Here is a 24,532-nt window from a genome sequence, read left to right on the forward strand (position 1 = left end):
CATCCTGAGCCAGGATCAAACTCTTCATCGTATAATCTTCAATAATATTGCGACCATACACCAAAAGAGCCCGACTCTCAAAAAAATTCAGGAATTCTCACTTAGTTTAGTTTTCTCTGTCGGTCGACCACCTCTCCAGGTGGCGACCTACGCTGTCAATTTCAATATCTCAATGAACTTTTTTATCTAGTTTTGCTCGCCGACAGATCGTGTTCTGTAGTCACTCATTGTCTAAGCGGGTGCAAATGTACAACTCTTTTTTAATCCCGCAATACCTTTTTAAAAAAATATTTCAAAAAAAATTTAAGACCGTTGTTTTGCTTTGCCGAACAGCTTGTGGTTGTTCTTTTAAGCGGGTGCAAATATAGAACCCTTTTCCGTTCCCGCAAACTTATTGCCAAGGTTTTTTCGGTAAATTTCACCAACAAGTAATAACGTTTTGAAACCTAGATTTTTAGTGGTAAAAATATTTTTCTTTATGGATAAATTAATTTTTAAACTACACTTAAATCAGTTTTTAAACCAAGGCACTGTTATGCTGATTGTTATGAAAATATAAAAGAGCGAACTACAAACATAACATGTTTTAAAATAATACGCAACTACCTGATTACCTTAGTTATTAACAGTTTTTTTGTTCCAATGTGCCTTTAAATCGAGATAGTCTATTGGAAATGCAGGATTTTGTCGTTCGAGTTTATTTTCTTGAAAGGATCTTTCTAAAATATCTTCAATTAAATAGTCTTCTTTTATCTCAAAAGGATTGTATTCTTCTTTTAAGGAAATTTCAAAAAGATTGGCCGTTGTATTGTACCAAAAAGCGCGCCAGCCCGTCCGTAGTTCTTTTACAAGCTCAAACGCTGTGCGACCGGTCTGTCTGTGGATAAGCTTTACTAATATCTGTCCTTCAGTGTGGGTCAATTTCTTTAGTTTTTCTGAAAATTCGCCTTCTATGTATTTTTGAATACGTTTGGTATATCTTTTTTTGTCCCTATTGCTTTTAATTGTTTTCAACCGTTCGGTCATAGTGGTCAACCGTTCAGAGGCCAATTTGGCATACGGATATACTTTTCTGGTTTTTCGGCGAAGGATGAGATATCGCCTTCTGTCCTGCTCTGATTTAAATTTTAGTTTGTCTAACAAAATCACTTCATCAAGATCAATCATTTCACGAGCTATAGTATCACCCTCGATTATATAATACATAACCTCTGTAGAATCCTTTTGTTTTTTTAAAAACTCAGTATCCGTCTGACCATATATAGGGCTCAGGTTAAAAAACAGCACACATATATATATAGGTATGAAAATCTTCATTTATAAATTTTTATATGAAAAGCTATACATCATCCAAAAACGTTCCAAAAATAAGCAAATTGCCTTGTGGGTCTCCATAAGAAATCACTAATTTTACCATACTTGAATCTTTTCAGAAAAATGAATTTATGACTACATCAATATTGAATGACAAATCACTTAAATTTTTAGAGGAATATTTAAACAATGCGGCACCTACAGGTTACGAATGGGACGGTCAAAAGCTGTGGATGAACTATTTGAAACCATACGTAGACGAATTCTTCACAGATACCTACGGAACTGCTGTAGGCGTTATCAATCCTAAGGCAAAATTTAAAGTAGTTATTGAAGGCCACGCTGATGAAATTTCGTGGTATGTTAATTATATATGTGACAATGGGCTGCTTTATGTAATAAGAAATGGTGGCAGCGACCACCAAATAGCACCTTCAAAAATTGTAAATATCCATACGAAGAATGGAATAAAAAAGGGCGTTTTTGGATGGCCTGCTATCCACACACGCGATAAATCAAAAGAAGAGCCCCCAAAACCCGAAAACATTTTTATAGATGTGGGGGCAAAAAACAAAGAAGAAGTTGAGAAAATGGGGATCCACGTGGGCTGCGTCATTACGTATCCCGATCAATTCCATATTTTAAACGAGGATAAATTTGTTTGCCGAGCCTTGGATAATAGAATGGGCGGTTTTATGATTGCCGAGGTGGCCAGATTGCTGCACGAGAACAAAAACAAACTTCCTTTTGGTCTTTATATTACCAATTCAGTACAAGAAGAAATAGGACTACGAGGCGCCGAAATGATCGCAGATCGAATTAAGCCAAATGTGGCAATAGTTACCGATGTAACACACGACACCACTACCCCAATGATTGACAAAAAGAAACAGGGCCTGGCAGAAATTGGATGTGGTCCAGTAATCGCCTATGCGCCCGCCGTCCAACAGAAACTGCGGGATCTTATAGTTGAAACTGCCGAAAGAAAAATGATTCCCTTCCAGCGAGCAGCACTTTCTAGAGCTACCGGGACTGATACAGATGCCTTTGCGTATAGCAATGGCGGGGTGGCAAGTGCATTAATTTCATTGCCTTTGCGGTATATGCACACTACAGTGGAAATGGTCCACCGCGATGATGTTGAAAACGTCATTAAGCTTATTTATGAGACGTTATTAAATATTAACGATGGAGAGACTTTCAGTTATTTTGAATAATAAAAATAAAAATTCAGTAGGTTAATTTTTACTTCTGAATCAAAAAAGAGACCGCTAGAATCTAAAATTTGTAGCGGTCTCTTTTTTGTTATATTTACCGCAAAATCCAGCAAACCTTGTTATTCAATTCCTTTTCATTTGGATTGTTTCTTCCCATTACCCTCCTGCTCTATTGGGCTGTGGGTTTTAAAAGAATAAAAGCACAAAACCTCATTTTGCTTGCAGCTAGCTATTTTTTTTACGGGCTGTGGGATTGGCGATTTCTTTTTTTAATAGTCGCTAGTTCTTTGGTAGATTATTTTGCCGCACTAGCTATTAAAGGTTCTGAGAGTTTTAGTAGAAAAAAAATCTTTCTTTATAGCAGTATTATTTGGAATTTGGGAGTACTCTTTCTTTTTAAATATTACAATTTTTTTATTGATGAATTCGCGTTGCTTTTCAATATGCAACAGGGAGAATATGCTTTTAGCACACTAAACCTAATACTTCCGGTCGGGCTAAGTTTCTATACTTTCCAAACTATGAGTTATACCATAGATGTGTATAAAAATAGAGTTACGCCTACAAATAATTTACTTAACTTTTTGTGTTTTGTGGGTTTCTTTCCTCAATTGGTCGCAGGGCCAATTGAAAAAGCCTCTGATTTGTTACCGCAATTCAGCAAAAAAAGATCATTTGATATAGATCAAGTTAAAGAGGGGTTACGGCAAATACTTTGGGGGCTTTTCAAAAAAATGGTGATTGCTGATAACGCCGCCTATGTTGTAAATATGGTATATGCAAGCCCAGAAGACTACGGTAGTTTTTCCTTGCTTTATGCTTCGATACTTTTCTTTTTTCAAATTTATGGTGACTTTTCGGGTTATTCAGATATTGCCATAGGTACCGCAAAGCTTTTTGGTTTTAAGCTGAGCAAAAACTTCAATGTTCCGTATTTGGCAAAAAGCGTTACGGAATTCTGGCAACGATGGCATATTACGCTCACAAGATGGTTTACGGATTATGTATACTTCCCAATAATTCAAAAAAACCTGCGAAGTAATACACGCCGCAATATTGCTGTCTATTTAACCATGGGGCTCATTGGTCTCTGGCACGGAGCCGACTGGACTTTTGTGATTTTTGGACTTTTTCAAGGGTTTTTGATTGTTTTGGAAAGAACTCCTTTAACAAAGGATAGAAAATCAAGTCTATTTCATAAGTCTTCAAAGCTAAGTTTTCTGCTGCCCCTCTTTTTTGTTCTTATAGCTAGTTTATCCTCAGTCCTTTTCAGAAGTCAGAATATTGATGACGCCTGGGTTGTGGTCCAGCGTATCTTAAGTTTTATTCCCAGTACACAAATTAGTCAATTAATAAATAAATATTTTTTGATATTTACCGCATTGATGCTGACTTCTGAAATATTAACCCGCCGTAAGGATTTTCCGTTAAGTCAATTGGAAAAACATATCAGACGGCCCCTTCGTTGGATTATATATTATATATTTATTTTTATCATTTTTCAATATGCCGGATTTCAAGAAGATTTTATCTATTTTCAATTTTAGTAAATCAATACAAGAGTTCTTAAAATACTGCGTATTTTTTTTCACTCCTGTCGTAATGACGTATTGTTTCTTGGAGGTTTTAGCCCTGCAAATTCCAATTACATTCAAAGTTGTGGGAGATTATCTAGAATCAAACTCTACCAAAATTGAGCTAGTTGCTCTAGGTTCTTCACAAGTAAAATGCAGTTTTAATCCTGCTCTTTCACATGTACCTGCAATTAATATGGCTTCATCTTCCCAACATCATAAGGAAGATTATTTGATTTTAAAAGGTGTTATAGATAAGCTTCCAAAACTAAAATATATCTTGTTTGAGGTTTCATACATGCATTTGGAATTGCCTTATCACTCCCAAAATTACTGGAAAAACAATATTTACTTGAATTATTATGGAATCAATACTTTTGAACGGCAGACCTATTTTAAGGATAAACTCATCTATCTTTCCCACCCTCGATATTTTTCCTCCAAAATAAAAGACTATTATTTTGATGAGAACAAGAAAAACGGAGAACAATTAAATGAATTTGGTTTCGATATCAATAAATATTATGGTTCATTTCATAAGTTAAAATATGATACTGCTCAAATAAAAAATAAATATTTCAAAATTTATACCCACGAAAATCCAGATATTTTTAAAAAAAATACTGCTTTTCTATTCAAAATGCTAGACCATATGAAAGAGAAAAAATTGAAGGTTATAATTTCCACCATACCGTTATATAAAACTTATTTAAATAAAAGAAACCCAAACATCGTACGCCGTCGTGACAGTGTGCTGTCAGAGATTTTGAAAAAATATAAAAATGTGACTATTTTGGATAAAGAAACCGATACGCTTCAATTTACGGCAAAAGATTTTTTAAACGAAAACCATTTAAATCCCGATGGCGCAAAGAAGTTCACAGCATTAGTGAACCGAAAATTGGATAGTTTGCATTAAGACTCTTTCAACTTTTCAAAATAAATCTTCGCTTCCTTTATCACTTTCGGCGCCAGAATAATGGTTGCCGTCATTGTAGGGATAGCCATCAACGCAAAGAAAGTATCAATCAAATTTATCATCATACTTAAAGAAGTAGTAGCTCCCACAAGAATACTAATTATATAGAAATAGTTATAAATTCCTTTGTTTTTTACCCCAAAAAGAAAAGACATGCACTTACTGCCATAGTAGGAATATGAAAAAAGCGATGAGATACTAAAAATCGCAATACACGCCAATAATCCATATTTACCAAAGGTTGGCATACTTTCCTCAAAAGCTGAAGCCGTTAAGCTCACCCCATTGGCATCGCTACTTTGCCATACGCCCGTAACCAAAATCGCCAGGGCAGTAAGCGTACAAATTATTAGGGTATCAATTGCTGGGCCCAGCATGGCCACCAAACCTTCACGAATGGGTTCATTAGTTTTTGCGGCACCGTGCGCCATTGGCGCGGTCCCTATCCCCGCTTCATTTGAGAAAGCACCACGACGGATTCCCAAAAGAATAATTCCGCCAATAACCCCACCTAAAAATGCATCACCTTTATAAAAATTTGCAGAAAAGGCATCGGTAAAAATTAATCCCAAATATTGTGGAACTACATCTATATGCACGCCGAGAATAATCAGCACCAAAGCAAAATAGAGTACAACCATGGCTGGAACCATTTTCGAAGCAGTTTTACTAATTCGCGACAACCCACCTAAAACAACAAAGGCAGTAATAGTAGCCAAAACAAGCCCAATAATTAAATCTGTTTTAAAACCACTGTAAAGTCCGGCAGGTTTCAAAAGAATGTCGTTGATGGCCTGTGTAAGTTGGTTAACATTGAAAACCGGCAAGGCTCCAACCAATCCGGCAACACTAAACAGAACGGCCATTGGCATCCACTTTTGGCCCAATCCTTCAGTAATAAAATACATTGGCCCACCTTGAATTTTTCCGTCACTATCCTTTCCTCGGTAAAGAATGGCAAGCGTAGCAGTGAAAAATTTAGTGGACATTCCAATTACCGCACTTACCCACATCCAAAAAACAGCTCCGGGTCCACCAATGGCTATTGCCACAGCAACTCCCGCAATATTGCCCATTCCCACGGTAGCGGAAAGTGCAGTTGTCAATGCCTGAAAATGGGTGATTTCACCAGCATCGCTTTCGCTATCATACTTTCCTCTGAGCACTGCAATTGCATGACCCAAATAACGAAATGGTAGAAATTTAATCCTGATTAAAAGGTACAAACCACCGCCAATTAAAATAATCAATAATGGCAAACCCCATGCATATGAGGCCATTTCGGCAATAAAATTATCTACTCTTTCCAAAGGAAATGATTAAAATTTACAACGAATGTAAGTTTTAAATTTTTAAAATTAACGAGGAAATTGTTACTTGCAGCACCAAATGAAAAAACAACTAACCATTTTCCTTCTTTCCGTAACCTTTTTTTCTTTCGCTCAAACTGAGAACGATTGGAAAAAAAGTGCTTTTACTTTTACCCCTGAAGTTCTCTTAGGGCTTACAATGGAAGCAAACCACGGTTTTCCCGATACTCAATTACAGAAACAAATTGTCCTTAATTTTGGGCGTGATCATACAAACAACCCACAACAATGGGCACAACGCTTGAAAGATCCGAAAACAGGGTTCTCGATAGGAATAACCGATTTTGGAAATCTAGATAGCTTAGGGTATGCTATTACCGCAATGCCGTATATAGAATTTAAAGCTTTTGGAAGTGAAAAATGGAGCGTATTGACTGGAATGGGAGCTTCTTATTTCACAAAAAAATTTAATGCAGAAACAAATCCTCTAAATCAAGCTGTAACCACTGATGTTACTTGGGCTTTCAGAATGTATCTTTATTATAAATTTCTTTCATTAAAAAGTTCCGATTTGCGGGTTGGCGTGGGGTATTCGCATCATTCCAACGGACATACGCGTTTATTGAACCAAGGATATAATTCATTTTTGTTGAGCCTTTCCGCAGCTATAAAAAATCCTTTAAAATATCCTGAAATTGATTCTGAAGAAAATATTCCACTATACAAAAAGACAGTTTATAATTACTTCGCATTGCGCGGTGGACTTGGACAGAATGTTTTTGCATTGGCTTTTAACGACAAAAAAAATGTTTATACATTCGCTGGCGAATATGGTCGTGTCTATAATAATACCTTTAAAATTGGATTAGGTTTTTACTATCGCTTCTACCAGCATTATTACGATTATATTGAAGGAAATGAATCTTTGGTGCAGGCCGGAAGGGAGTTTGATTATTTCAAAGGCAATCCTTGGTATTATGCATCCAATCTGGGTATAACCGTACACGGCGAAATATTCCTGAACCATGTGGGTATTGATCTGCAATTGGGTTACAACCTGCACAAACCAGCATACAAGCTTGAATGGCGAATTAATGAAGGATGGGATAATACGCCAAGAGTAATTTCAAAAACTTGGGTTTTGGGCGAGCTGGATGGTAGCTACAAAAGAAAGCATCGTATATCTTCCCGTTTGGGGCTTAAATATTATTTGAAAGGTATGGAAAAGGCTCCTAAAAATAATTTTTATTTAGGTGCCCACCTAAATGCAAACTTGGGACAAGCTGATTTTACAGAGTTAAGTTTTGGCTATGTTCACAGTTTTAACTTTCAGGAACGTAAGTAAAATTTTAATTAGAATTTGAAAGATATTTCAATACATTCTTCTCAATGCGCTCCTGAATGTTTGAAACATCAGCTTTTACAAATTTTTCTCCAGTGATATTTTCATAAAGTTCAATATATCTTTCTGAAACGGTCTCAATATATTCATCGCTCATCGTAGGCACTTTTTGCCCCTCCAATCCCTGAAAACCATTTTGAATCAACCATTGGCGTACAAACTCTTTCGAAAGTTGTTTCTGTGGTTCATTGTTTTTTTGCCTTTCTTCGTAGCCTTCCGCGTAAAAATAGCGTGATGAATCAGGGGTGTGGATTTCATCAATAAGAACTATTTTTCCATCCTTCGTTTTTCCGAATTCATATTTGGTATCCACCAAAATCAACCCTCTTTTTGCAGCAATCTCGCTACCACGCTGAAAAAGTTTTCGGGTATAATCTTCCAACTGAAGATAATCTTCTTCGGAAACAATTCCGCGTTTTAAAATATCTTCCCGCGAAATATCTTCGTCGTGATCGCCCATTTCGGCCTTAGTGGCTGGAGTAATTATTGGTTGCGGGAATTTATCGTTTTCCTTCATTCCTTCGGGCATAGCAACGCCACAAAGTATTCTCTTTCCAGCTTTATATTCACGAGCGGCGTGACCACTCATATAGCCACGGATTACCATTTCAACTTTAAAAGGTTCGCAAGCCTCACCAATAGCAACGTTTGGATCGGGTGTAGCTATCAACCAATTGGGTACCAAATCTTGCGTATCGCGCATCATTTTAGTTGCAATTTGGTTCAAGATTTGGCCTTTGTATGGGATTCCCTTGGGCATAACTACATCAAAGGCACTCAACCTGTCGGTGGCAATCATTAAAAGTATATTGTTTTCCAAAGTATAGACTTCGCGGACCTTTCCGTGGTAAACACTTTTCTGTCCGGGGAAATTGAAATCTGTTGAAATTATGGTATTACTCATTTTGATTTTAGATATACGATTTTCGATTTAAAAATTGGAATTTGGAGTTTAATATTTTGGGATTTCTTAATCTACGTTCTCAATTTTCTTATAGGCGGCAATTACTTCTTTCACCAAACGGTGGCGGATTACGTCTTTGTCGTCCAAATATATAATTCCCACCCCTTTCACATCCTTTAAAACCAGCAAGGCTTCCTTTAAACCCGAAATCACCCGCCGCGGAAGGTCAATTTGTCCCGGATCGCCCGTAATCATAAACTTGGCATTTTTTCCCATACGGGTCAAAAACATCTTCATCTGTGCGTGGGTAGTGTTTTGGGCTTCGTCCAAAATTACAAAGGCATTGTCCAAAGTACGGCCGCGCATAAATGCCAAGGGCGCAATCTGAATGACGCCCGTCTCAATATGTGATGCCAGCTTTTCCGCGGGTATCATATCGCGAAGGGCATCGTATAGCGGCTGCATATACGGATCGAGCTTTTCTTTTAAATCGCCCGGAAGGAAACCCAGATTCTCCCCAGCCTCCACCGCAGGCCTTGTTAAGATAATGCGCTTTACTTCTTTATCTTTGAGTGCTTTAACAGCAAGGGCAACACCAGTATATGTTTTTCCGGTTCCGGCGGGGCCCACTGCAAAAACCATATCATTTTTGCGCATAAGCTCTACCAATTTCCGTTGGTTCGCCGTTTGTGCCTTTACAGGTTTTCCGCTCACCCCGTGCACTATCACTTCCTTATTATTGAATTCGGGAGTTTCGTAATCTTCCTTGCTACGGCTCAACAGTACACGCTCAATTACGTTCTCGTCAATTTTGTTGTATTTCATATACTGTTCGAGCAGCATGGTAATGCGCCTATCAAACTCCTCCAGCACGTCCTCATCGCCATAGGCCTTTATTTTATTGCCGCGGGCAACGATTTTAAGTTTTGGAAAATACTTTTTAAGAAGGTCAATATTAGCGTTTTCAAGTCCGAAGAATTCCCTTGGACTGATCTCTGTAAGTTCGATGATAAGTTCGTTCAAAAGGCGTGCTTTTTTATTATTTGGAATATGCAAAAAATAGTTTTGCCACTAACAAAAGTAACCTATTTTTGTGGTAAATCTTTTAAGAAAATATCAACAATCCATTTATGGCCATAATCACACTTACTACTGACTTTGGAGAGAAAGATCACTTTGTTGGCGCGGTTAAAGGAGCTATTTATACTGAAATGGAAGATGCCAAAATTGTTGATATCTCTCACTCCATTTCACCATTTCACTTACACGAAGCTGCATACATTATTCAGAATGCCTATAAAAGTTTCCCTCCCGGAAGTATACACGTAATTGGGGTAGATTCTGAATTAAATCCTGAAAATAAGCACATTGCCGTATTGATGGACGGCCATTATTTTGTGTGTGCGGACAATGGCATTATCTCTATGCTCACTTCGGAAATACGACCCGAAAAAATAGTTGAAATAAACATCCACGATCGCATTATAAGTAATTTCCCGGTACTCGATGTTTTTGTAAAAGTCGCTGGCCACATTGCCCGCGGCGGGACGCTGGAGGTAATTGGAAAGCCTATTTCTGAAATAAAAGAGCTAACGGGCATTCGCCCCGTGGTAAACAACAACGAAAGCCAAATAATCGGCAATGTTATCTATATTGACAATTACGGAAATGTGATCAGCAATATTGGCAGAAAGCTGTTTGAAAGCGTGGGTAAGGGAAGGGAATTTTTAATTAACGCACGTTCTGAGAAATTCAATAAAATACACACCCACTACAGTGATGCCATTAACTTTGAGCAACCTCCCGAAAAACGTGAAGAGGATGGAAAAAGGCTTGCACTTTGGAATTCATCACAGTTTTTGGAACTGGCCATTTATAAGAGCAATCCCACTTCAGTTGGTGGCGCTGCGAGCTTGTTTGGGCTTGAGTTTCGCGATACCATCACGATTAATTTTATTTCGGAAGGGGTTAAGGGTTAAGGGTTAGGTGTTATGTGTTATGTGTTAAGTGTTAAGTGGAAGATTATGTTTACAAGAATAGTTAAAATGGAGTTTGAAAAGGAGAATATCCCTGCGTTTCTGGCTAATTTTGAGACCGTGAAAGAAAAAATCCGAAATTTCCCGGGCTGCACTTTTCTGGAACTTTACAAGGATAAGAATGACGAAACAATCTTTTTCACCTACAGCCGTTGGAATGATGAAACCGATTTGGAAAACTATAGAACAAGTGAACTTTTCAAAAACGTTTGGAGCGTTACAAAACCGATGTTTAAATCAAAAGCGGAAGCATGGAGTGTAGACACTTTACATTCCTTAAAATAATTAGATGCTCACAATAATAAAACGCGAAATAAACTCCTTCTTTTCCAGCACCATTGGGTATTTGGTGATTGCCGTGTTTTTGGTGATCAATGGGCTGTTTCTTTGGGTTTTTAGCGGCAACTTCAACATTCTCGATTCTGGGTTTGCGGACCTTTCCCCCTATTTTGAACTCGCGCCATGGGTATTGTTATTCCTGATTCCCGCAGTATGTATGCGCGCCTTTAGCGACGAAATGAAAATGGGTACGTTGGAACTTTTATTGACGAAACCCATTTCGCTGAAACAAATCGTTTTGGGAAAATATTTTGGCGCCGTTATTTTAATAGTAATTGCGTTAATTCCAACAATTCTATACATTTTTACAATTTCAGAATTGGGCAATCCGCCCGGTAATTGGGACGTGGGCAGCACCATCGGCTCCTACATCGGGTTGCTGTTTTTGGTATTTGCCTATACTTCCATCGGCATCTTTTCATCCACGCTTTCGCAGAACCAAATTGTGGCCTTTATCATTGCGGTATTTCTGTGTTTTGCGCTCTATTATGGGTTTGAAGGTTTTACCTCCTCCACTTTCGATGTTTCAAATTTGGGAATGAAGGCGCATTTTGACAGCGTGGCGCGCGGCGTTTTGGATACACGGGATTTGATTTACTTTTTGAGCGTAACTGTATTTTTTATCGCACTGACTATTTTAAAATTGAAGAAACAATAATGAAGACTTCAATTAAAAAAAATATCGTTTCAATAGCCCTTTTGGTCGGAGGTTTACTTCTTTTGAATATCCTCGGAAACTATTTCTACAAACGTTTTGACCTTACGCAGGACAAGCGTTTTACCCTTTCCGCGGAAGCAAAGGAAATTGTTGATTACGTAGATTCTCCCATTATAGTCGATGTTTTTCTAAAAGGAAATTTCCCCCCGGAATTCCGAAGGCTACAAAGTGAGACCGAGCAACTTTTGGAGGAATTTTCCGCATATAATTCAAATATAATGTTTGATTTCATCAATCCCACCGAAAAAGGAAACGAAGCCTTTCAATCGCAATTTGAAAAGTTTGGATTGACCCCCGCACAGGTTTCCGTGACCGAAAGTGGTAAGCAGAGCACCGAACTCGTCTATCCTTGGGCGTTGGCGCATCACGATGGCAAATCAGTCAAAATTCCGTTACTCAAAAACCAACTGGGTGCCACTTCCGAAGAACGCGTGAACAGCTCCCTCCAGAATCTGCAATATGCTTTCGCAGACGGTTTTAAGAAACTGGCCACGCAAAAATCGAAAAAAATTGCGGTTCTGAAAGGAAATGGAGAATATGACGATCGCTACATTGCCGACTTTTTCGCAACACTTCGGGAGTATTATTTTATCGCGCCTTTTACCTTGGATTCGGTAGCAACAAACCCTGAAAAAACCTTAAATGCACTGAACGGTTTTGATTTAATAGTTGCGGCCCAACCTACGGAACCATTCAGCGATGCGGAAAAATATGTACTGGACCAATTTATTATGAACGGCGGTAAATCGCTGTGGTTGATGGATGCCACACAAATGCAGATGGACACCATAAGTGGAAATATGTTCGCCTTTGGAAAGGATTTGAATTTAAATGATTTCTTCTTCAAATACGGAATCCGCATCAATCCAAATTTGGTGAAAGACGTCTATTCCGCCCCTATCGTTCTGGCAAGTGGCGACGAACGCGAAGCGCAGTACAACCGCTATCCGTGGTTTTTCAGTCCGTTGAGCAGCAGTGCAAACAATCACCCCATAGTTTCAAACATCGAGGCCGTTAAATTTGATTACGCCAGCGCCATCGATACGCTGCCGAACAACATTAAAAAGACCGTGCTGCTTTCCACTTCGCCTATTTCAAAAATAGTGGGACTTCCCTTTCCTATTGACTTTGACGTGGAAATCCCGAAGAATTTGCAGGTAGTAAATGAAGGCCCAAACCCAAATGAGTACAATGCAGGGGAAATTCCGCTTGCGGTTTTGTTGGAAGGACAGTTCACTTCAGTATTCAAAAATCGTGTGAAGCCACTTAAGCTTAACGTGAAAAATATAGATGACGGCAAACCTTCAAAAATGGTAGTGATAAGCGACGGCGATGTGATAAAAAACCAATTGCAGGGCAATCGCCCGCTCGAGCTTGGCTTCGATAAAATGACCAATCAGTTCTACGGAAATAAGGAATTTCTGCTGAATACCGTCAATTACCTTTTGGACGACAGCGGACTTATAAACATTCGCACGCGGCAAATTGCAGTGCCATTTCTCGATCCACAAAAAACGGTGGAACAGCGCTCAAAATGGCAAACGCTTAACCTGCTGTTACCGTTGGGCTTACTTGCACTTTTTGGAATCGCTTTCAACTTCTACCGCAAACGGCGATACACCCGTTAAATGTTAATAAGTTTGTTTTAACAAACACTTCAATTGAAATATATTTGTAGGTATGCTAAAACCAAGGCATTTATCATTATTCTGATCAAAAAAATAAATATTCAATGAAATTCATCGTATCGAGTTCGTATTTATTAAAGCAACTGCAAGTTTTGGGTGGTATTATCAACAATAATAATACGCTTCCTATTTTAGATAATTTTCTGTTCAATTTGGATGGAAAATCCCTTACCGTTTCCGCTTCCGATTTGGAAACAACCATTTCCTCAAAATTGGAAGTGGAAAGCACCGAAAAAGGAATGGTCTGTATTCCCGCAAGACTTTTGCTGGAAACCCTAAAGACATTTCCGGAGCAACCTTTGACATTTACCGTTGAAGACAACAACACCATTGAAATAAGCAGCAACCACGGTAAATATGCCCTTGCCTATGCCAGTGGCGAGGAGTTTCCAAACGCCGTGGAATTGAAGGATCCTTCTTCCACAGTGGTCCAGGGCGATGTGCTGGCTACGGCCATCAGCAAAACGATTTTTGCTTCGGGAAATGATGATTTACGTCCAGTAATGAGCGGGGTCTTTTTTCAGTTTTCAACAGATAATCTAGTGTTCGTTGCCACCGATGCGCACAAATTGGTAAAATATACCCGTGATGACATCAGCGCTTCGCAAACCGCGGAATTTATTATGCCGAAAAAGCCCTTAACGCTTTTAAAAAGCATACTTGCCGGCAGCGAGGAAGACGTAACCATAGAATACAACGACAGCAATGCCAAATTCAGTTTTGACAATACCGAAATGATCTGCCGGTTGATTGATGGGAAATACCCCAATTACGAAGCAGTTATTCCGAAGGAAAACCCCAATAAATTGGTGATTGACAGAAACCAGTTTTTGAATTCAGTTCGTCGTGTCTCCATCTTTTCCAGCAAGACGACGCACCAAATCCGCTTGAAAATTGCTGGGGCCGAGTTGAACATTTCAGCAGAGGATATTGATTACAGCAACAAAGCAGAGGAGCGCTTGACCTGCGATTACCAAGGCGACGATATGCAGATTGGCTTCAACAGCCGTTTCCTTACTGAAATGTTGAACAATCTAACTAGCGATGAGGTTTCTTTAGAAATGAGCTTGCCTAATCGCGCAGGAATTCTTACCCCTGTTGATGGTTTGGATGAGGGCGAAACCGTTACCATGCTCGTAATGCCGGTGATGTTGAATAATTAGCACTTTAGCTTGTTTGATTTTTAGATTGTTAGATAATTTTTAAAAAATCCGCTTTCTGCGGATTTTTATTTTTACAAATAGTGATGATATTTTACCGTGGCTTACGATGGGTTGTAAGTTTAATCCTTAAAAAATCTTATTAACCTAAAACAAATCACATGAAAACCTTAAAAATTCTTTGCATTTTATTCTTATCGGCAGCAATAATTTCCTGTTCAAAAAAAGACGATGATGGCGGCGGAAGTGCTCCGGAAGCATCGTTCAATGCAACCATAAATGGCGGAAGTTTTGGCAGCAATTATTCCTCAAGATTAGGATTTTATTCTACCACAACCGCAAATGGTATCACCATTGCCGTTACCGACCAAAACCAGAATATTATCAGATTTTTCTTAAACGAAACCGGCGGTTTTGACACTGTTATCAAAGAAATTGGAAATGTTGATGATAATGGCTTTGTAACAAACGTTATTATTCGCGATCAAGAAGCAATGATTACCTACAATTCTTCCGAAGGACAAATCGTTATTTCAGAAAATAAATCGAATCCCGAAATTGAAGGCGGCAGATTGATTTCAGGAAATTTTGATATTACAGCAGTAGTAAATACAGGAGAAACCATAACAATGACAGGGACTTTTAAAAATATTGCTTACTAATTATTTTTAATGAATTATTTAGCTTTAAAGAGGGTAGTCTTGGTGCTGCCCTTTTTTTATTTAATAAATTTTATGGTTTCAAAAATTAGTATTTTTGCAGCCAATGACACAAACAGATACTATCGTGGCAATGGCAACCCCGGCGGGTTCTGGGGCAATCGCAGTTTTGCGGCTTTCCGGGCAAGATGCTATTGCAATTGCTTCTTCTATTTTTTTTTCCGTTTCGGGGAAGCAGCTTTCCAATCAAAAATCGCACACGGTGCATTTGGGCCAAATTAAGGACAGCGAACGTGTAATTGATGAAGCGCTTGTAACTATTTTCAAAAACCCAAACAGTTATACCGGCGAGGATGTTGTTGAAATTTCCTGCCACGGAAGCAATTATATTCAGCAGGAAATTATTCAATTATGCCTTCGGAAAGGCTGCAGAATGGCTCAAGCTGGAGAATTTACGCTTCGCGCATTTCTGAACGGTAAAATGGATTTGAGCCAGGCCGAAGCCGTAGCAGATCTTATTGCAAGCGATAGCGCAGCAAGCCATCAATTGGCAATCCAGCAAATGCGCGGTGGTTTTTCTTCGGAAATAAAGAAATTGCGCGAAGAGCTTTTGAATTTCGCCTCACTCATTGAACTGGAACTGGATTTTGCCGAAGAGGATGTTGAATTTGCTAACAGAGTGGAATTCCAAAAACTCATTTCAAAAATAACGCAGGTCCTTAAGCGATTGATAGATTCCTTTGCCACAGGAAATGTTTTGAAAAATGGTATTCCCGTGGCCATCGTTGGCGAACCCAACGTTGGAAAATCGACGCTTTTAAATGCTTTGCTAAATGAAGAACGCGCTATTGTAAGCGACATTGCCGGAACTACCCGTGATACCATTGAAGACGAAATAATTATTGGAGGCATTGGTTTCCGATTTATTGATACGGCGGGAATTCGAGAAACGGTGGACGTTATTGAAGGTTTGGGAATTCAAAAAACATTTCAAAAAATAGACCAGGCGCAGGTTGTAATTTATCTTTTTGATGCTGAAAAGTTCAAAGTTCAACGTTCAAAGTTTAAAGTGGAAATTGAAACCATTAAAAATAAATACCCTTCAAAAAATCTTTTGATTGTTGCCAATAAGGTTGATAAACTTTCGAACGAAGAAATAGAAAATCTACAATCCGCAATCGGCAATCTTCATTTATTATCCGCAAAGACTGGGCAAGGCGTTGAGAAAATTCAAAATAAATTGCTCGAGTTTGTAAACACTGGCGCGCTTCGTAATAACGAAACCATCGTTACCAACAGCCGCCATTATGACGCCATGCTAAAAGCTTTGGAAGAAATAATTAAAGTACAGGAAGGTATTGACAATGGTTTAAGCGGTGATCTTTTGGCCATAGACATCCGGCAGGCGCTCTATTATTTTGGTGAAATAACCGGTGAAATTTCTAATGACGAACTGCTTGGTAATATTTTTGCCAATTTCTGTATCGGGAAGTAACTTGCTTTCTTTTATTTGTTAATGTATTGATTTTAAAGGTTTTTATCTTCTCTTTTTTGTTGCTTTTTTGCTCTTTTTTAACTAAATTTGTTGTATATCTGTTGCCTTATATACGGATTTGTTGCCCAAATCTGTTGGCAAAAAGATTAGCGAAATGATGCACCATATTACCCCACGTTGCACCATAACGCTACATAAAGCACCATTTATGAGCAGTAATTTATACATCCCAAAAAGCTGTAAACATTGCGGTAATGCCTTTACAGCACGCACAACAGTAACTAAATACTGTGGTGATACTTGTGCTAAAAAAGCCTATAAGGCACGTAAGCGTAAAGAAAAAATTCAAGCTACTCTTACAAAGGATATGCAGCACCAAAAAGAAGCTGCCCAAATTCCAAACCTCAACACGGTAAATAATAAAGATTTTTTAAGCGTTACTGAAGCCTCACAATTAATTGGTGTTAGTAGATGGACCATTCAAAGAATGATTCAACAAGGACGTTTAAAAGCAGTCCCTTTTGGAAGAAAACGTATTGTAGCCAGATGGCAAATAGAAAACCTCTTTAATTAGCATCCTATGAAAGTAACATTAAGACAACGCAAAAAGAATGATAAAATAAGTCTGTATTTAGATTACTATCATAAAGGAAAACGCAAAACCGAGTATTTGCGATTATACCTTACACCTAATCCTAAAACTAAAACTGAAAGAGAGGTAAACAAGAAAACCAAACAATTAGCAGAAACCATTTGCGCACAACGCCAAATAGAAATTCAAAATGGTATTTATGGCTTTCAGGATATTGAGAAATTAAAAGGAAGTTTTATTACTTATGTTACAGCTTTAGCTGAAAAGAAAAATACAAGCTCTGGCAACTATGGGAATTGGAATAGTATGCTAAAACATTTAAAGACCTTTTGTCCTACAGATGTTAGTTTTCAAGATTTGGATAAATCATTTGTAGAGCGTTTCAAAGAGTATTTAGACAAAGATGCAATGGCCAGAGCAGGTAAAAAATTGTCTCAAAACTCTAAATATTCATACTATGGTAAATTTTGCGCAGCTTTAAAGCAAGCAGTTAAGGATGGTATTTTAAAAGTCAATCCTACTAATGGTGTAGACTATTTCAAACAAGGAGAACCTCAACGAGAATTTTTAACGCTTGATGAATTGCAAAAAGCAGTTAATACAGAATGTGAATTACCACTATTGAAAAATGCTTTTATATTTTCAGCCCTTACCGGATTGCGTTGGTCAGATATTGAAAAATTACTGTGGTCAGAAATCCAACACTCTAAAGAAATGGGTTATTATATACGTTTCAGACAAAAGAAAACCAAAGGAGCTGAAACTTTACCAATTTCAGAACAAGCAAGAGAATTATTAGGTGAAGCAGGAAAACCCGAAGTAAAAGTTTTTGAAGGCTTACATTATAGTGCCTGGTCAAACCTTAAATTGCAACAATGGATGATGAAAGCAGGTATTACAAAAGAGATTACCTTTCATTGTGCGCGTCATACCTATGCAACTTTACAGTTAACTTTGGGTACAGATATTTACACAGTATCAAAATTATTAGGGCATAAAGAATTAAGAACAACACAGATTTATGCCAAAGTAATTGATGATAAAAAGAAAGAAGCTGCTAACCGTATTCAATTGGATTTATAATGAAAGGAAATGTATTTGCAAGTTTGGTATCAATTACTAACGGTTTACACAGAAACAATAGATCAGAAAGAGAATTTAATATTCTGAACTCTGAATTAAAGAAGTTACCAAAAGCTACTAATGCGGCCTTTAAAATAAACTTTAAAAGACCTTTAAACAGTAAAAAAGAATATTACTTTAAGTTGATTTCAAATGATACTGAAACTGAATTAGCAGGATTAAAATCCGAATTCCCAACCGATGCAGGAGAACCTGAAAGCAAATACAGATATACAAGACAGTTTAATAAGTATGATAAGTATCTAAAGGATATTGCCAAATACATCAAAAAGCAGTCTATAAATAACGATTTGGGCGACGATACCGATTACATCATCAATTACCTAAAAGTGTCCGCAATTCGCCTATACATTGAACTACAAGAGCAATACGGACAATTTTCAGATACTGCGTTATTCTCAATTCAAGAAATAGCAGAAAAGTATTTTAATGATACAGATTTTGATACATCAGTATTTGTAAAATTAGAAGCTGATAAAAAAGAGGTAGTTAAAAAGCCATCTAAACAAAAAAGTAAGCATAAAACCTCATTTGGCTATAAAAATAGAGATACTTCAAAATTACTTTCAGTTATAAAGCAATTACATTTTAGGATTGAACTATTAGACAATAGAACGACCCCAGAACAATTGGAAAAACTGCTATTAGCAGAAAACTTCAACGATATAGATTATTTGATTTACTTGCAATGTGAAACAACACAATTCAGTTATGTTGTAAAAGAATTGAAATCTTATTTCCATAATTTGAAGCCAACAACTATAGAACGTTCAGGAAAGTTTATAACTAAAACTGGAGCAGCTTTAAGAGCAGGAAATTTATACAAAAACAAGATTGATAGCCCGAAAGAAAAAGAAGAAATCGATAAAACAATACAACAACTGCAATAAAAAACAGTAAGATTAGTAAGAAATCTTACTGTTCTCTTACCCTTATTTTACACTCTTACTAAAATCCGATAGCCAATTTTAAACCTTTGTCCTGTTCTTGAAAACCAAGAATGACATTTGGCCAGATGTCCATTTCTATTACTTAAAATTAATTAGTTATGGACGAAATATTAGAACGTCTTAAAATTATTGAAGCACATGTTTTAGACAGAAACATTATTGTAAAAAACGTATTGACTTTTAACGAAGCCTGTAAATTTTTGGAATTATCACAATCCCATTTATACAAGCTTACGAGTACCGGAACCATTCCACATTACAAGCCGAATGGTAAGAAGATTTATTTCAACAGAGCAGAATTAGAACAATGGTTATTGAGTAACCGTGTCGATTCACAAGATGAAATCGAACAACGAGCTGCCGATTACTTAATTAAGAAAGGAGCGGTGAAGTTATGACTGAAATAATCGATTTACTCTTGGCGCTCTCACAAGAAATAAAGGACTTAAAAGCACGTATCGAGTTATTAAGACATTCGAGAGCAGAAGTATTAAAAGATACGTGGATAGACAACCAAGACGTATTGCAGACCTTACACATCAGTAAGCGAACCTTACAGACCTTTAGAGATAACGGAACACTGCCTTATAGCAAGGTAAAGGGTAAGTTTTATTATAAGGTGTCCGATGTAGAGCAGTTGCTTCAAGATAACTACTACAACCATAATTTCAAAAGAGATGGAAGTAAGTAGAGAGGCAATTTTAGACAAAACACATTACGGCTTAAAAATTTATGCCTACGTGTTAAGACAGTATTATCCTGAAACAACAGTCCTTTCTGTAAAAGGAAGGGACTGCGGGATAACCCGAAACCCTTTTAATGGTGGTAAAGAAACCTTACGGATTCATATTGATGGTGTAATAGCAACACATCGAGACACAGAGCTAAAGACCTTTAGCGGTGATGTGTTCGATTTTGCGCAATACCATTTTAGAATAACCGATGAAGAAGAATTGTTGCTCAAGATTAACCAAGAGTTGCATCTCAATTTAGAAGTAAAGGAAAAAGATGAATTAGATTGGTTGAATGGTCCAGACGATACCTGGTATGCTTACTGTAGCTTTTTCAAATCCCCAGTCCGCAATGTGTTTCCTTCGGAAACCTTGCGATTACATCAAGTATTTGCATTAATCACAAGTGATAAATACAAAAAGATTACTGAAGATTTAAGAGCAATAACCGATGTAAAGGAAGCACGTAAATTCAAAGCTAATCGCTTTGATTACGTCACCTTTTCAGGAACGTTTGAAAAGCGAAACGATAACAATTTGTTAGAGCATTCCAATCTATTAACTATTGATTTCGACCATTTGGATAATCTTCAAGAGTTAAAAGCACAATTACTGAACGATGAATACTTTGAAACCGAAATGCTATTCACATCACCATCTGGTGATGGACTAAAATGGATTATCAGGATAGATGTTTCAGAAGTAAAACATTCGGAGTATTTCACGGCAGTAGCCAATTATATTAAGCATACATATAACATTGAGGTTGACCAGTCAGGTAAAGACGTTTCCAGAGCGTGTTTTTTACCATACGACCCAACAGCCTTTTTACATAAAAGACACCAAGCATTATGACTAAAATATTTAATCCAAAAGAATGGTTGGAAGTTCCAGAAGAACAACCGCAACCAATAAGCAACAACGCAACAACTAATGTTGTTGCTGTTGCTGATAACGACATTGGAACCTATATTTCTACAATTGAGCAATCAGGTATAGACATCACGGGAAATTATACCACTTGGAGAGATTTAGGCTTTGCTTTAGCTGAAGAATATGGAGAAACAGGAAGAGACTATTTCCACCGTATAAGCAAAAACTATGTAGGTTATGATTCAAAAGAATGTGATGAGCAATTCAATAATTGTCTAAATGCTAAAGGGCACGGTATTACCATTGCTACTTTTTACCATTATGCGCATCAGGCAGGTATAAAACCAATGAAGCAACAACACAACAACGAGGTTGCAACAAATGTTGCAACTGTTGTTGATGTTCCAGAACAAGCAATGCCAACAATACCGGATAAGGTATTTAATACCTTACCGCAGTTTTTACAACAAGTTGTAAATCCTGCAAGTAGTAAAGAGGAAAAGGACATTTTGTTGTTAGGAGCTTTAACCGCCTTTAGTGCCTGTTTTCCTAAACTTTTTGGTGTCTACGACCAACGTAAAGTGTTTGCCAATTTATATCTTTTTGTAACTGCACCTGCATCTGCAGGTAAAGGCAGACTCAACCAAATTAAAAATTTGGTAGATCCTGTTCATAAATTAAAACGTGAGCAAGCCAAAGTATTAAAGCAGCAATTTAATACAGAAATGGCAACCTATAATATGAACAAGGGTAAAGATGAAAACTTGGAGAAACCCGGTAAACCGCCTGAAAGAATGTTGTTTATACCTGCCAACAATAGTGTTACTGGTGTATATCAATTAATTTCTGATAATGAAGGTAAAGGACTAATCTTTGAAACCGAAGGCGATACATTAGCACAAGCATTTAAAAGCGATTACGGTAATTATAGCGATGGTTTTCGGAAAGCGTTTCATCACGAAACCATTAGCTATTATCGCAGAACCGACAGAGAATATGTAGATATTGAAAAACCGTGTTTATCTACAGTGTTGTCAGGAACACCCAAGCAAGTAGCTACCTTAATCCCGAATGCCGAAAATGGTTTGTTCAGTCGTTTTATGTTCTACTATATGAATATAAAACCCACTTGGAAAAACGTATTTTCAAGCAATAACAATGTGGGTTTAGATGATTACTATTCGCAATTAGGAAACGAGTTTTTAGGCTTATATAAAACATTAAAGAATAATCCAGAAATTGAAGTAAGGCTATCAATACCTCAACAACAGCAATTCAATACATTTTTTGAATCCTTACAAACCAAATACATCAACTTACAGCCAGAAGAATACATTGCAACAATAAGACGTTTAGGTTTAATTGCGTTTCGTGTTATTATGCTATTCACAGCATTTCGTATTATGGAGGATGGTGATGTGAATCAAGTAAAAGAATGTGAGGATGTCGATTTCCAAAATGCGCTAACTATTATTTCTATTTTAGTAAAGCATAGTAGTAAAGTGTTTAATGATTTACCTATTGAGCAAAAAACGGTAAAACGCCTGAATCGTAAAGAACGCTTTTTAGAGAGTTTACCAAAACAGTTTGATAGACAAGATTATTTAGATTTAGCAACCAAACAAAACATTCCACATAAAACAGCAGAAGGTTACATTACAAAGTTTGTTGATGCAGGGTTAATACATAGAGAAGCTCATAATAACTATTCAAATCCTGCAAAATCATTATAAGGAAATTGAGGAAATAAAGGAATTAACGTATGTGTTCCCTTAAATCCTTAACTTCTTCACTTTCTGTTAATAACTGTTTATATCTTTTTGGTTTCCTTTAGCTTCCTTTTCTTAAATTAGACAAAATCTGACAAGTCTAATAAATGCTATTATGGAGTTTGGCGAATACATACGCTCATTGCGCGAAAAGCGCAATTTGCTATTAAGGGAAATGGCTGCAAATATCAATATGGATGTGGCTTATTTAAGCAAGATTGAACGAGGAAACCGTATGGCAAGACGAGAGCAGGTAATAGCATTTGCAAAAGAATTAAAAGAAGATGAGAACAAATTAATTAAGCTTTGGATGTCCGAACAGATTGTACAAATGATAAAAAACGAAAAGGACAGTACGGAAATCCTCAAAATAGCTGAAGAAAAAATTAGTAAGATTGTTAAAAAGCAGTAAAAATTAAATGTTTAAAGAGAATAAATATTTCGGTGAGGTTTGGTTTGAGGAATCACAAGATGTGAAGTGCTTCTGCGTACTTGAGCTAAAACATAACAAGATATTTATAACCACAAATTTGAATAAGAAATATGCAGCATACCAAATTGAAGTGATTTATGGAATGTTCACAGGTTTAGGTTATGTAACCTTTGTTAATTGTAATATACAAAATAGTAGTACAGGTATAATTGAAACTAAAGTATATCACCCTAAATATACATTTGTGTGTGCTCATCACTTAATAGAGCCAATAAATTTAAAAGTGAGTGAATTTCAAATTGACAATGCAGCAATTGTAAAGTGGGTTAGAAAAATGAACTGGTATAATTCAATCGAAGATAAGGTTGAAAAACAAGAAGACATAAAACACCAAACAGTCATTTCACAAGACTTAACTTTAACAATAACAAAATCTACTTCATACACTTCCAATCACGACTTTTTAAGAATGGATAACATAGGCTATGTAGACTTCAAGTCTACAAAGAATTTGAGTATTCTGGAAAGCATTGAACTTTACAATTCATTTCAAAAAATATTTCATTTCATTTACGGTAAATCTGTTCAGTTTAAGTCCTTTAATTTTAAGTGTTTAAGTTGTGGTGAGTGGGGTTCATTATATTACAAGGATGATTTTAATAAGGAGAACATTTCTGGTTTTATTACACTTGATTATGATACAATTAATGAAGACTTATCTAAATTAATCAAACATTGGTTTACGAATCCAGACATTACTTATTGTGCCGATATAATAATTGAAAATTTATTAACTGTAAAGACAAGTCATAGTAGAAGGTTCACTAATTCATATTCAGCCTTTGAAGCTTACAGTTTTAAATTTGGTAAAACTCATAAAAACCCAACTGTAGAAAAATATTTATTAGAACATAAAGAGTTAATTCATAGAATTACTTCAATTCCAGAAAGCGAAATCAAAGGTTATGTTTCTAAAATAGTAAGACATAGGGATTATCTAACTCATCGAAATAAGACAAAGAATAACATTTTTTCTCAATTTGAGTTGCTATACATTTCCTTTTTATTGGATTATATTGTTGGTATAGGTTTAATGAAAAAGATGGAAGCTTCAGAAGAAGTAATTGAGAAGATAATGTTAAGGGCAAAATCTACTTATCAAGATATGCAGTCGGTTAATAAATTGTTGAATAAAGATATTTTAGAGAACTCATAAATGAGTATAAAAACAAAAAATATGGTAAAA

24 protein-coding genes are annotated in these 24,532 nt (G+C 36.8%); 20 read left to right on the top strand and 4 right to left on the bottom strand.

The window, feature by feature from the left end:
* Positions 1–615 precede the first annotated feature (615 nt).
* The gene (locus LS48_RS00010) at positions 616–1,317 is read right to left on the bottom strand and encodes a DUF4294 domain-containing protein (RefSeq protein WP_062618723.1); all 702 of its coding nucleotides are present in this window, start codon (positions 1,315–1,317) and stop codon (positions 616–618) included.
* A gap of 128 nt (positions 1,318–1,445) precedes the next feature.
* Between LS48_RS00010 and LS48_RS00015 the strand changes: the two genes are divergently transcribed.
* From LS48_RS00015 to LS48_RS00025, 3 genes are all read left to right on the top strand, one after another.
* The gene (locus LS48_RS00015) at positions 1,446–2,531 is read left to right on the top strand and encodes a M42 family metallopeptidase (RefSeq protein ID WP_062618725.1); all 1,086 of its coding nucleotides are present in this window, start codon (positions 1,446–1,448) and stop codon (positions 2,529–2,531) included.
* 521 nt (positions 2,532–3,052) lie between these two features.
* Positions 3,053–4,078: an MBOAT family O-acyltransferase gene (locus LS48_RS00020; protein WP_235810985.1), complete on the top strand. Its 1,026-nt coding sequence runs from the start codon at positions 3,053–3,055 to the stop codon at positions 4,076–4,078.
* A 55-nt stretch (positions 4,079–4,133) separates the two neighbouring features.
* On the top strand, positions 4,134–5,024 hold the full coding sequence (locus tag LS48_RS00025; protein ID WP_062618729.1) for a hypothetical protein: 891 nt from the start codon (positions 4,134–4,136) through the stop codon (positions 5,022–5,024).
* Here LS48_RS00025 and LS48_RS00030 read toward each other — a convergent pair.
* The gene (locus LS48_RS00030) at positions 5,021–6,394 is read right to left on the bottom strand and encodes an alanine/glycine:cation symporter family protein (protein WP_062618731.1); all 1,374 of its coding nucleotides are present in this window, start codon (positions 6,392–6,394) and stop codon (positions 5,021–5,023) included. The two genes, LS48_RS00025 and LS48_RS00030, sit on opposite strands and share 4 nt — an antisense overlap.
* Positions 6,395–6,473: 79 nt before the next feature.
* Here LS48_RS00030 and LS48_RS00035 point away from each other — a divergent pair, with 79 nt between their 5' ends.
* Positions 6,474–7,739 (top strand): acyloxyacyl hydrolase, encoded by a 1,266-nt coding sequence (locus LS48_RS00035; RefSeq protein WP_062618733.1) that lies wholly within the window; start codon positions 6,474–6,476, stop codon positions 7,737–7,739.
* Between the two features lie 4 nt (positions 7,740–7,743).
* Here the strand turns inward: LS48_RS00035 and LS48_RS00040 are convergent, their stop codons facing one another.
* Together LS48_RS00040 and LS48_RS00045 are read right to left on the bottom strand one after the other, a co-directional pair.
* Positions 7,744–8,700, bottom strand: coding sequence for a phosphoribosylaminoimidazolesuccinocarboxamide synthase (locus LS48_RS00040; RefSeq protein WP_062618734.1), 957 nt, complete (start codon positions 8,698–8,700; stop codon positions 7,744–7,746).
* A gap of 66 nt (positions 8,701–8,766) precedes the next feature.
* Positions 8,767–9,723, bottom strand: coding sequence for a PhoH family protein (locus LS48_RS00045; protein ID WP_045080159.1), 957 nt, complete (start codon positions 9,721–9,723; stop codon positions 8,767–8,769).
* Between the two features lie 107 nt (positions 9,724–9,830).
* On the opposite strand from LS48_RS00045, the gene LS48_RS00050 reads away from it, so the two are divergent.
* From LS48_RS00050 to LS48_RS00125, 16 genes are all read left to right on the top strand, one after another.
* Positions 9,831–10,679 (top strand): SAM hydrolase/SAM-dependent halogenase family protein, encoded by an 849-nt coding sequence (locus tag LS48_RS00050; RefSeq protein WP_062618735.1) that lies wholly within the window; start codon positions 9,831–9,833, stop codon positions 10,677–10,679.
* A gap of 45 nt (positions 10,680–10,724) precedes the next feature.
* A complete protein-coding gene (locus tag LS48_RS00055; RefSeq protein WP_062618736.1) occupies positions 10,725–11,021 on the top strand; it encodes a putative quinol monooxygenase in 297 nt (98 codons plus the stop codon).
* A 4-nt stretch (positions 11,022–11,025) separates the two neighbouring features.
* A complete protein-coding gene (gene gldF, locus LS48_RS00060; protein ID WP_062618737.1) occupies positions 11,026–11,733 on the top strand; it encodes a gliding motility-associated ABC transporter permease subunit GldF in 708 nt (235 codons plus the stop codon).
* On the top strand, positions 11,733–13,421 hold the full coding sequence (gldG, locus tag LS48_RS00065; RefSeq protein WP_062618738.1) for a gliding motility-associated ABC transporter substrate-binding protein GldG: 1,689 nt from the start codon (positions 11,733–11,735) through the stop codon (positions 13,419–13,421). Before gldF ends, gldG begins: the two co-directional genes overlap by 1 nt.
* 104 nt (positions 13,422–13,525) lie before the next feature.
* Positions 13,526–14,644 (top strand): DNA polymerase III subunit beta, encoded by a 1,119-nt coding sequence (gene dnaN / locus LS48_RS00070; protein ID WP_062618740.1) that lies wholly within the window; start codon positions 13,526–13,528, stop codon positions 14,642–14,644.
* A 158-nt stretch (positions 14,645–14,802) separates the two neighbouring features.
* Positions 14,803–15,303, top strand: coding sequence for a hypothetical protein (locus LS48_RS00075; RefSeq protein ID WP_062618742.1), 501 nt, complete (start codon positions 14,803–14,805; stop codon positions 15,301–15,303).
* 103 nt (positions 15,304–15,406) lie between these two features.
* Complete coding sequence (gene mnmE, locus LS48_RS00080; protein ID WP_062618744.1) at positions 15,407–16,795, top strand: tRNA uridine-5-carboxymethylaminomethyl(34) synthesis GTPase MnmE; 1,389 nt, start codon at positions 15,407–15,409, stop codon at positions 16,793–16,795.
* A 208-nt stretch (positions 16,796–17,003) separates the two neighbouring features.
* Complete coding sequence (locus tag LS48_RS00085) at positions 17,004–17,369, top strand: helix-turn-helix domain-containing protein (RefSeq protein WP_062619724.1); 366 nt, start codon at positions 17,004–17,006, stop codon at positions 17,367–17,369.
* 6 nt (positions 17,370–17,375) lie between these two features.
* The gene (locus tag LS48_RS00090) at positions 17,376–18,470 is read left to right on the top strand and encodes a site-specific integrase (RefSeq protein WP_062618746.1); all 1,095 of its coding nucleotides are present in this window, start codon (positions 17,376–17,378) and stop codon (positions 18,468–18,470) included.
* Positions 18,470–19,420, top strand: coding sequence for a DUF6617 family protein (locus tag LS48_RS00095; RefSeq protein ID WP_062618749.1), 951 nt, complete (start codon positions 18,470–18,472; stop codon positions 19,418–19,420). The genes LS48_RS00090 and LS48_RS00095 overlap by 1 nt, the downstream gene beginning before the upstream one ends.
* Positions 19,421–19,578: 158 nt before the next feature.
* Entirely contained in the window at positions 19,579–19,878 is a 300-nt protein-coding gene (locus LS48_RS00100) for a helix-turn-helix domain-containing protein (protein WP_062618751.1), read from the top strand.
* Positions 19,875–20,171 carry a helix-turn-helix domain-containing protein gene (locus tag LS48_RS00105; RefSeq protein ID WP_062618753.1) on the top strand — a complete coding sequence of 99 codons (297 nt, stop codon included), beginning with the start codon at positions 19,875–19,877 and terminating at the stop codon, positions 20,169–20,171. Before LS48_RS00100 ends, LS48_RS00105 begins: the two co-directional genes overlap by 4 nt.
* Complete coding sequence (locus LS48_RS15065; protein ID WP_078056348.1) at positions 20,158–21,066, top strand: BT4734/BF3469 family protein; 909 nt, start codon at positions 20,158–20,160, stop codon at positions 21,064–21,066. The genes LS48_RS00105 and LS48_RS15065 overlap by 14 nt, the downstream gene beginning before the upstream one ends.
* Entirely contained in the window at positions 21,063–22,817 is a 1,755-nt protein-coding gene (locus tag LS48_RS00115; RefSeq protein ID WP_062618755.1) for a DUF3987 domain-containing protein, read from the top strand. Before LS48_RS15065 ends, LS48_RS00115 begins: the two co-directional genes overlap by 4 nt.
* Positions 22,818–22,968: 151 nt before the next feature.
* Positions 22,969–23,265 carry a helix-turn-helix domain-containing protein gene (locus tag LS48_RS00120; protein WP_062618757.1) on the top strand — a complete coding sequence of 99 codons (297 nt, stop codon included), beginning with the start codon at positions 22,969–22,971 and terminating at the stop codon, positions 23,263–23,265.
* Between the two features lie 7 nt (positions 23,266–23,272).
* A complete protein-coding gene (locus tag LS48_RS00125) occupies positions 23,273–24,502 on the top strand; it encodes an ApeA N-terminal domain 1-containing protein (protein ID WP_062618759.1) in 1,230 nt (409 codons plus the stop codon).
* The last annotated feature ends 30 nt before the right edge of the window (positions 24,503–24,532 follow it).

Source organism: Aequorivita aquimaris (assembly GCF_001573155.1).
In the GTDB taxonomy this organism is placed as follows: domain Bacteria; phylum Bacteroidota; class Bacteroidia; order Flavobacteriales; family Flavobacteriaceae; genus Aequorivita; species Aequorivita aquimaris.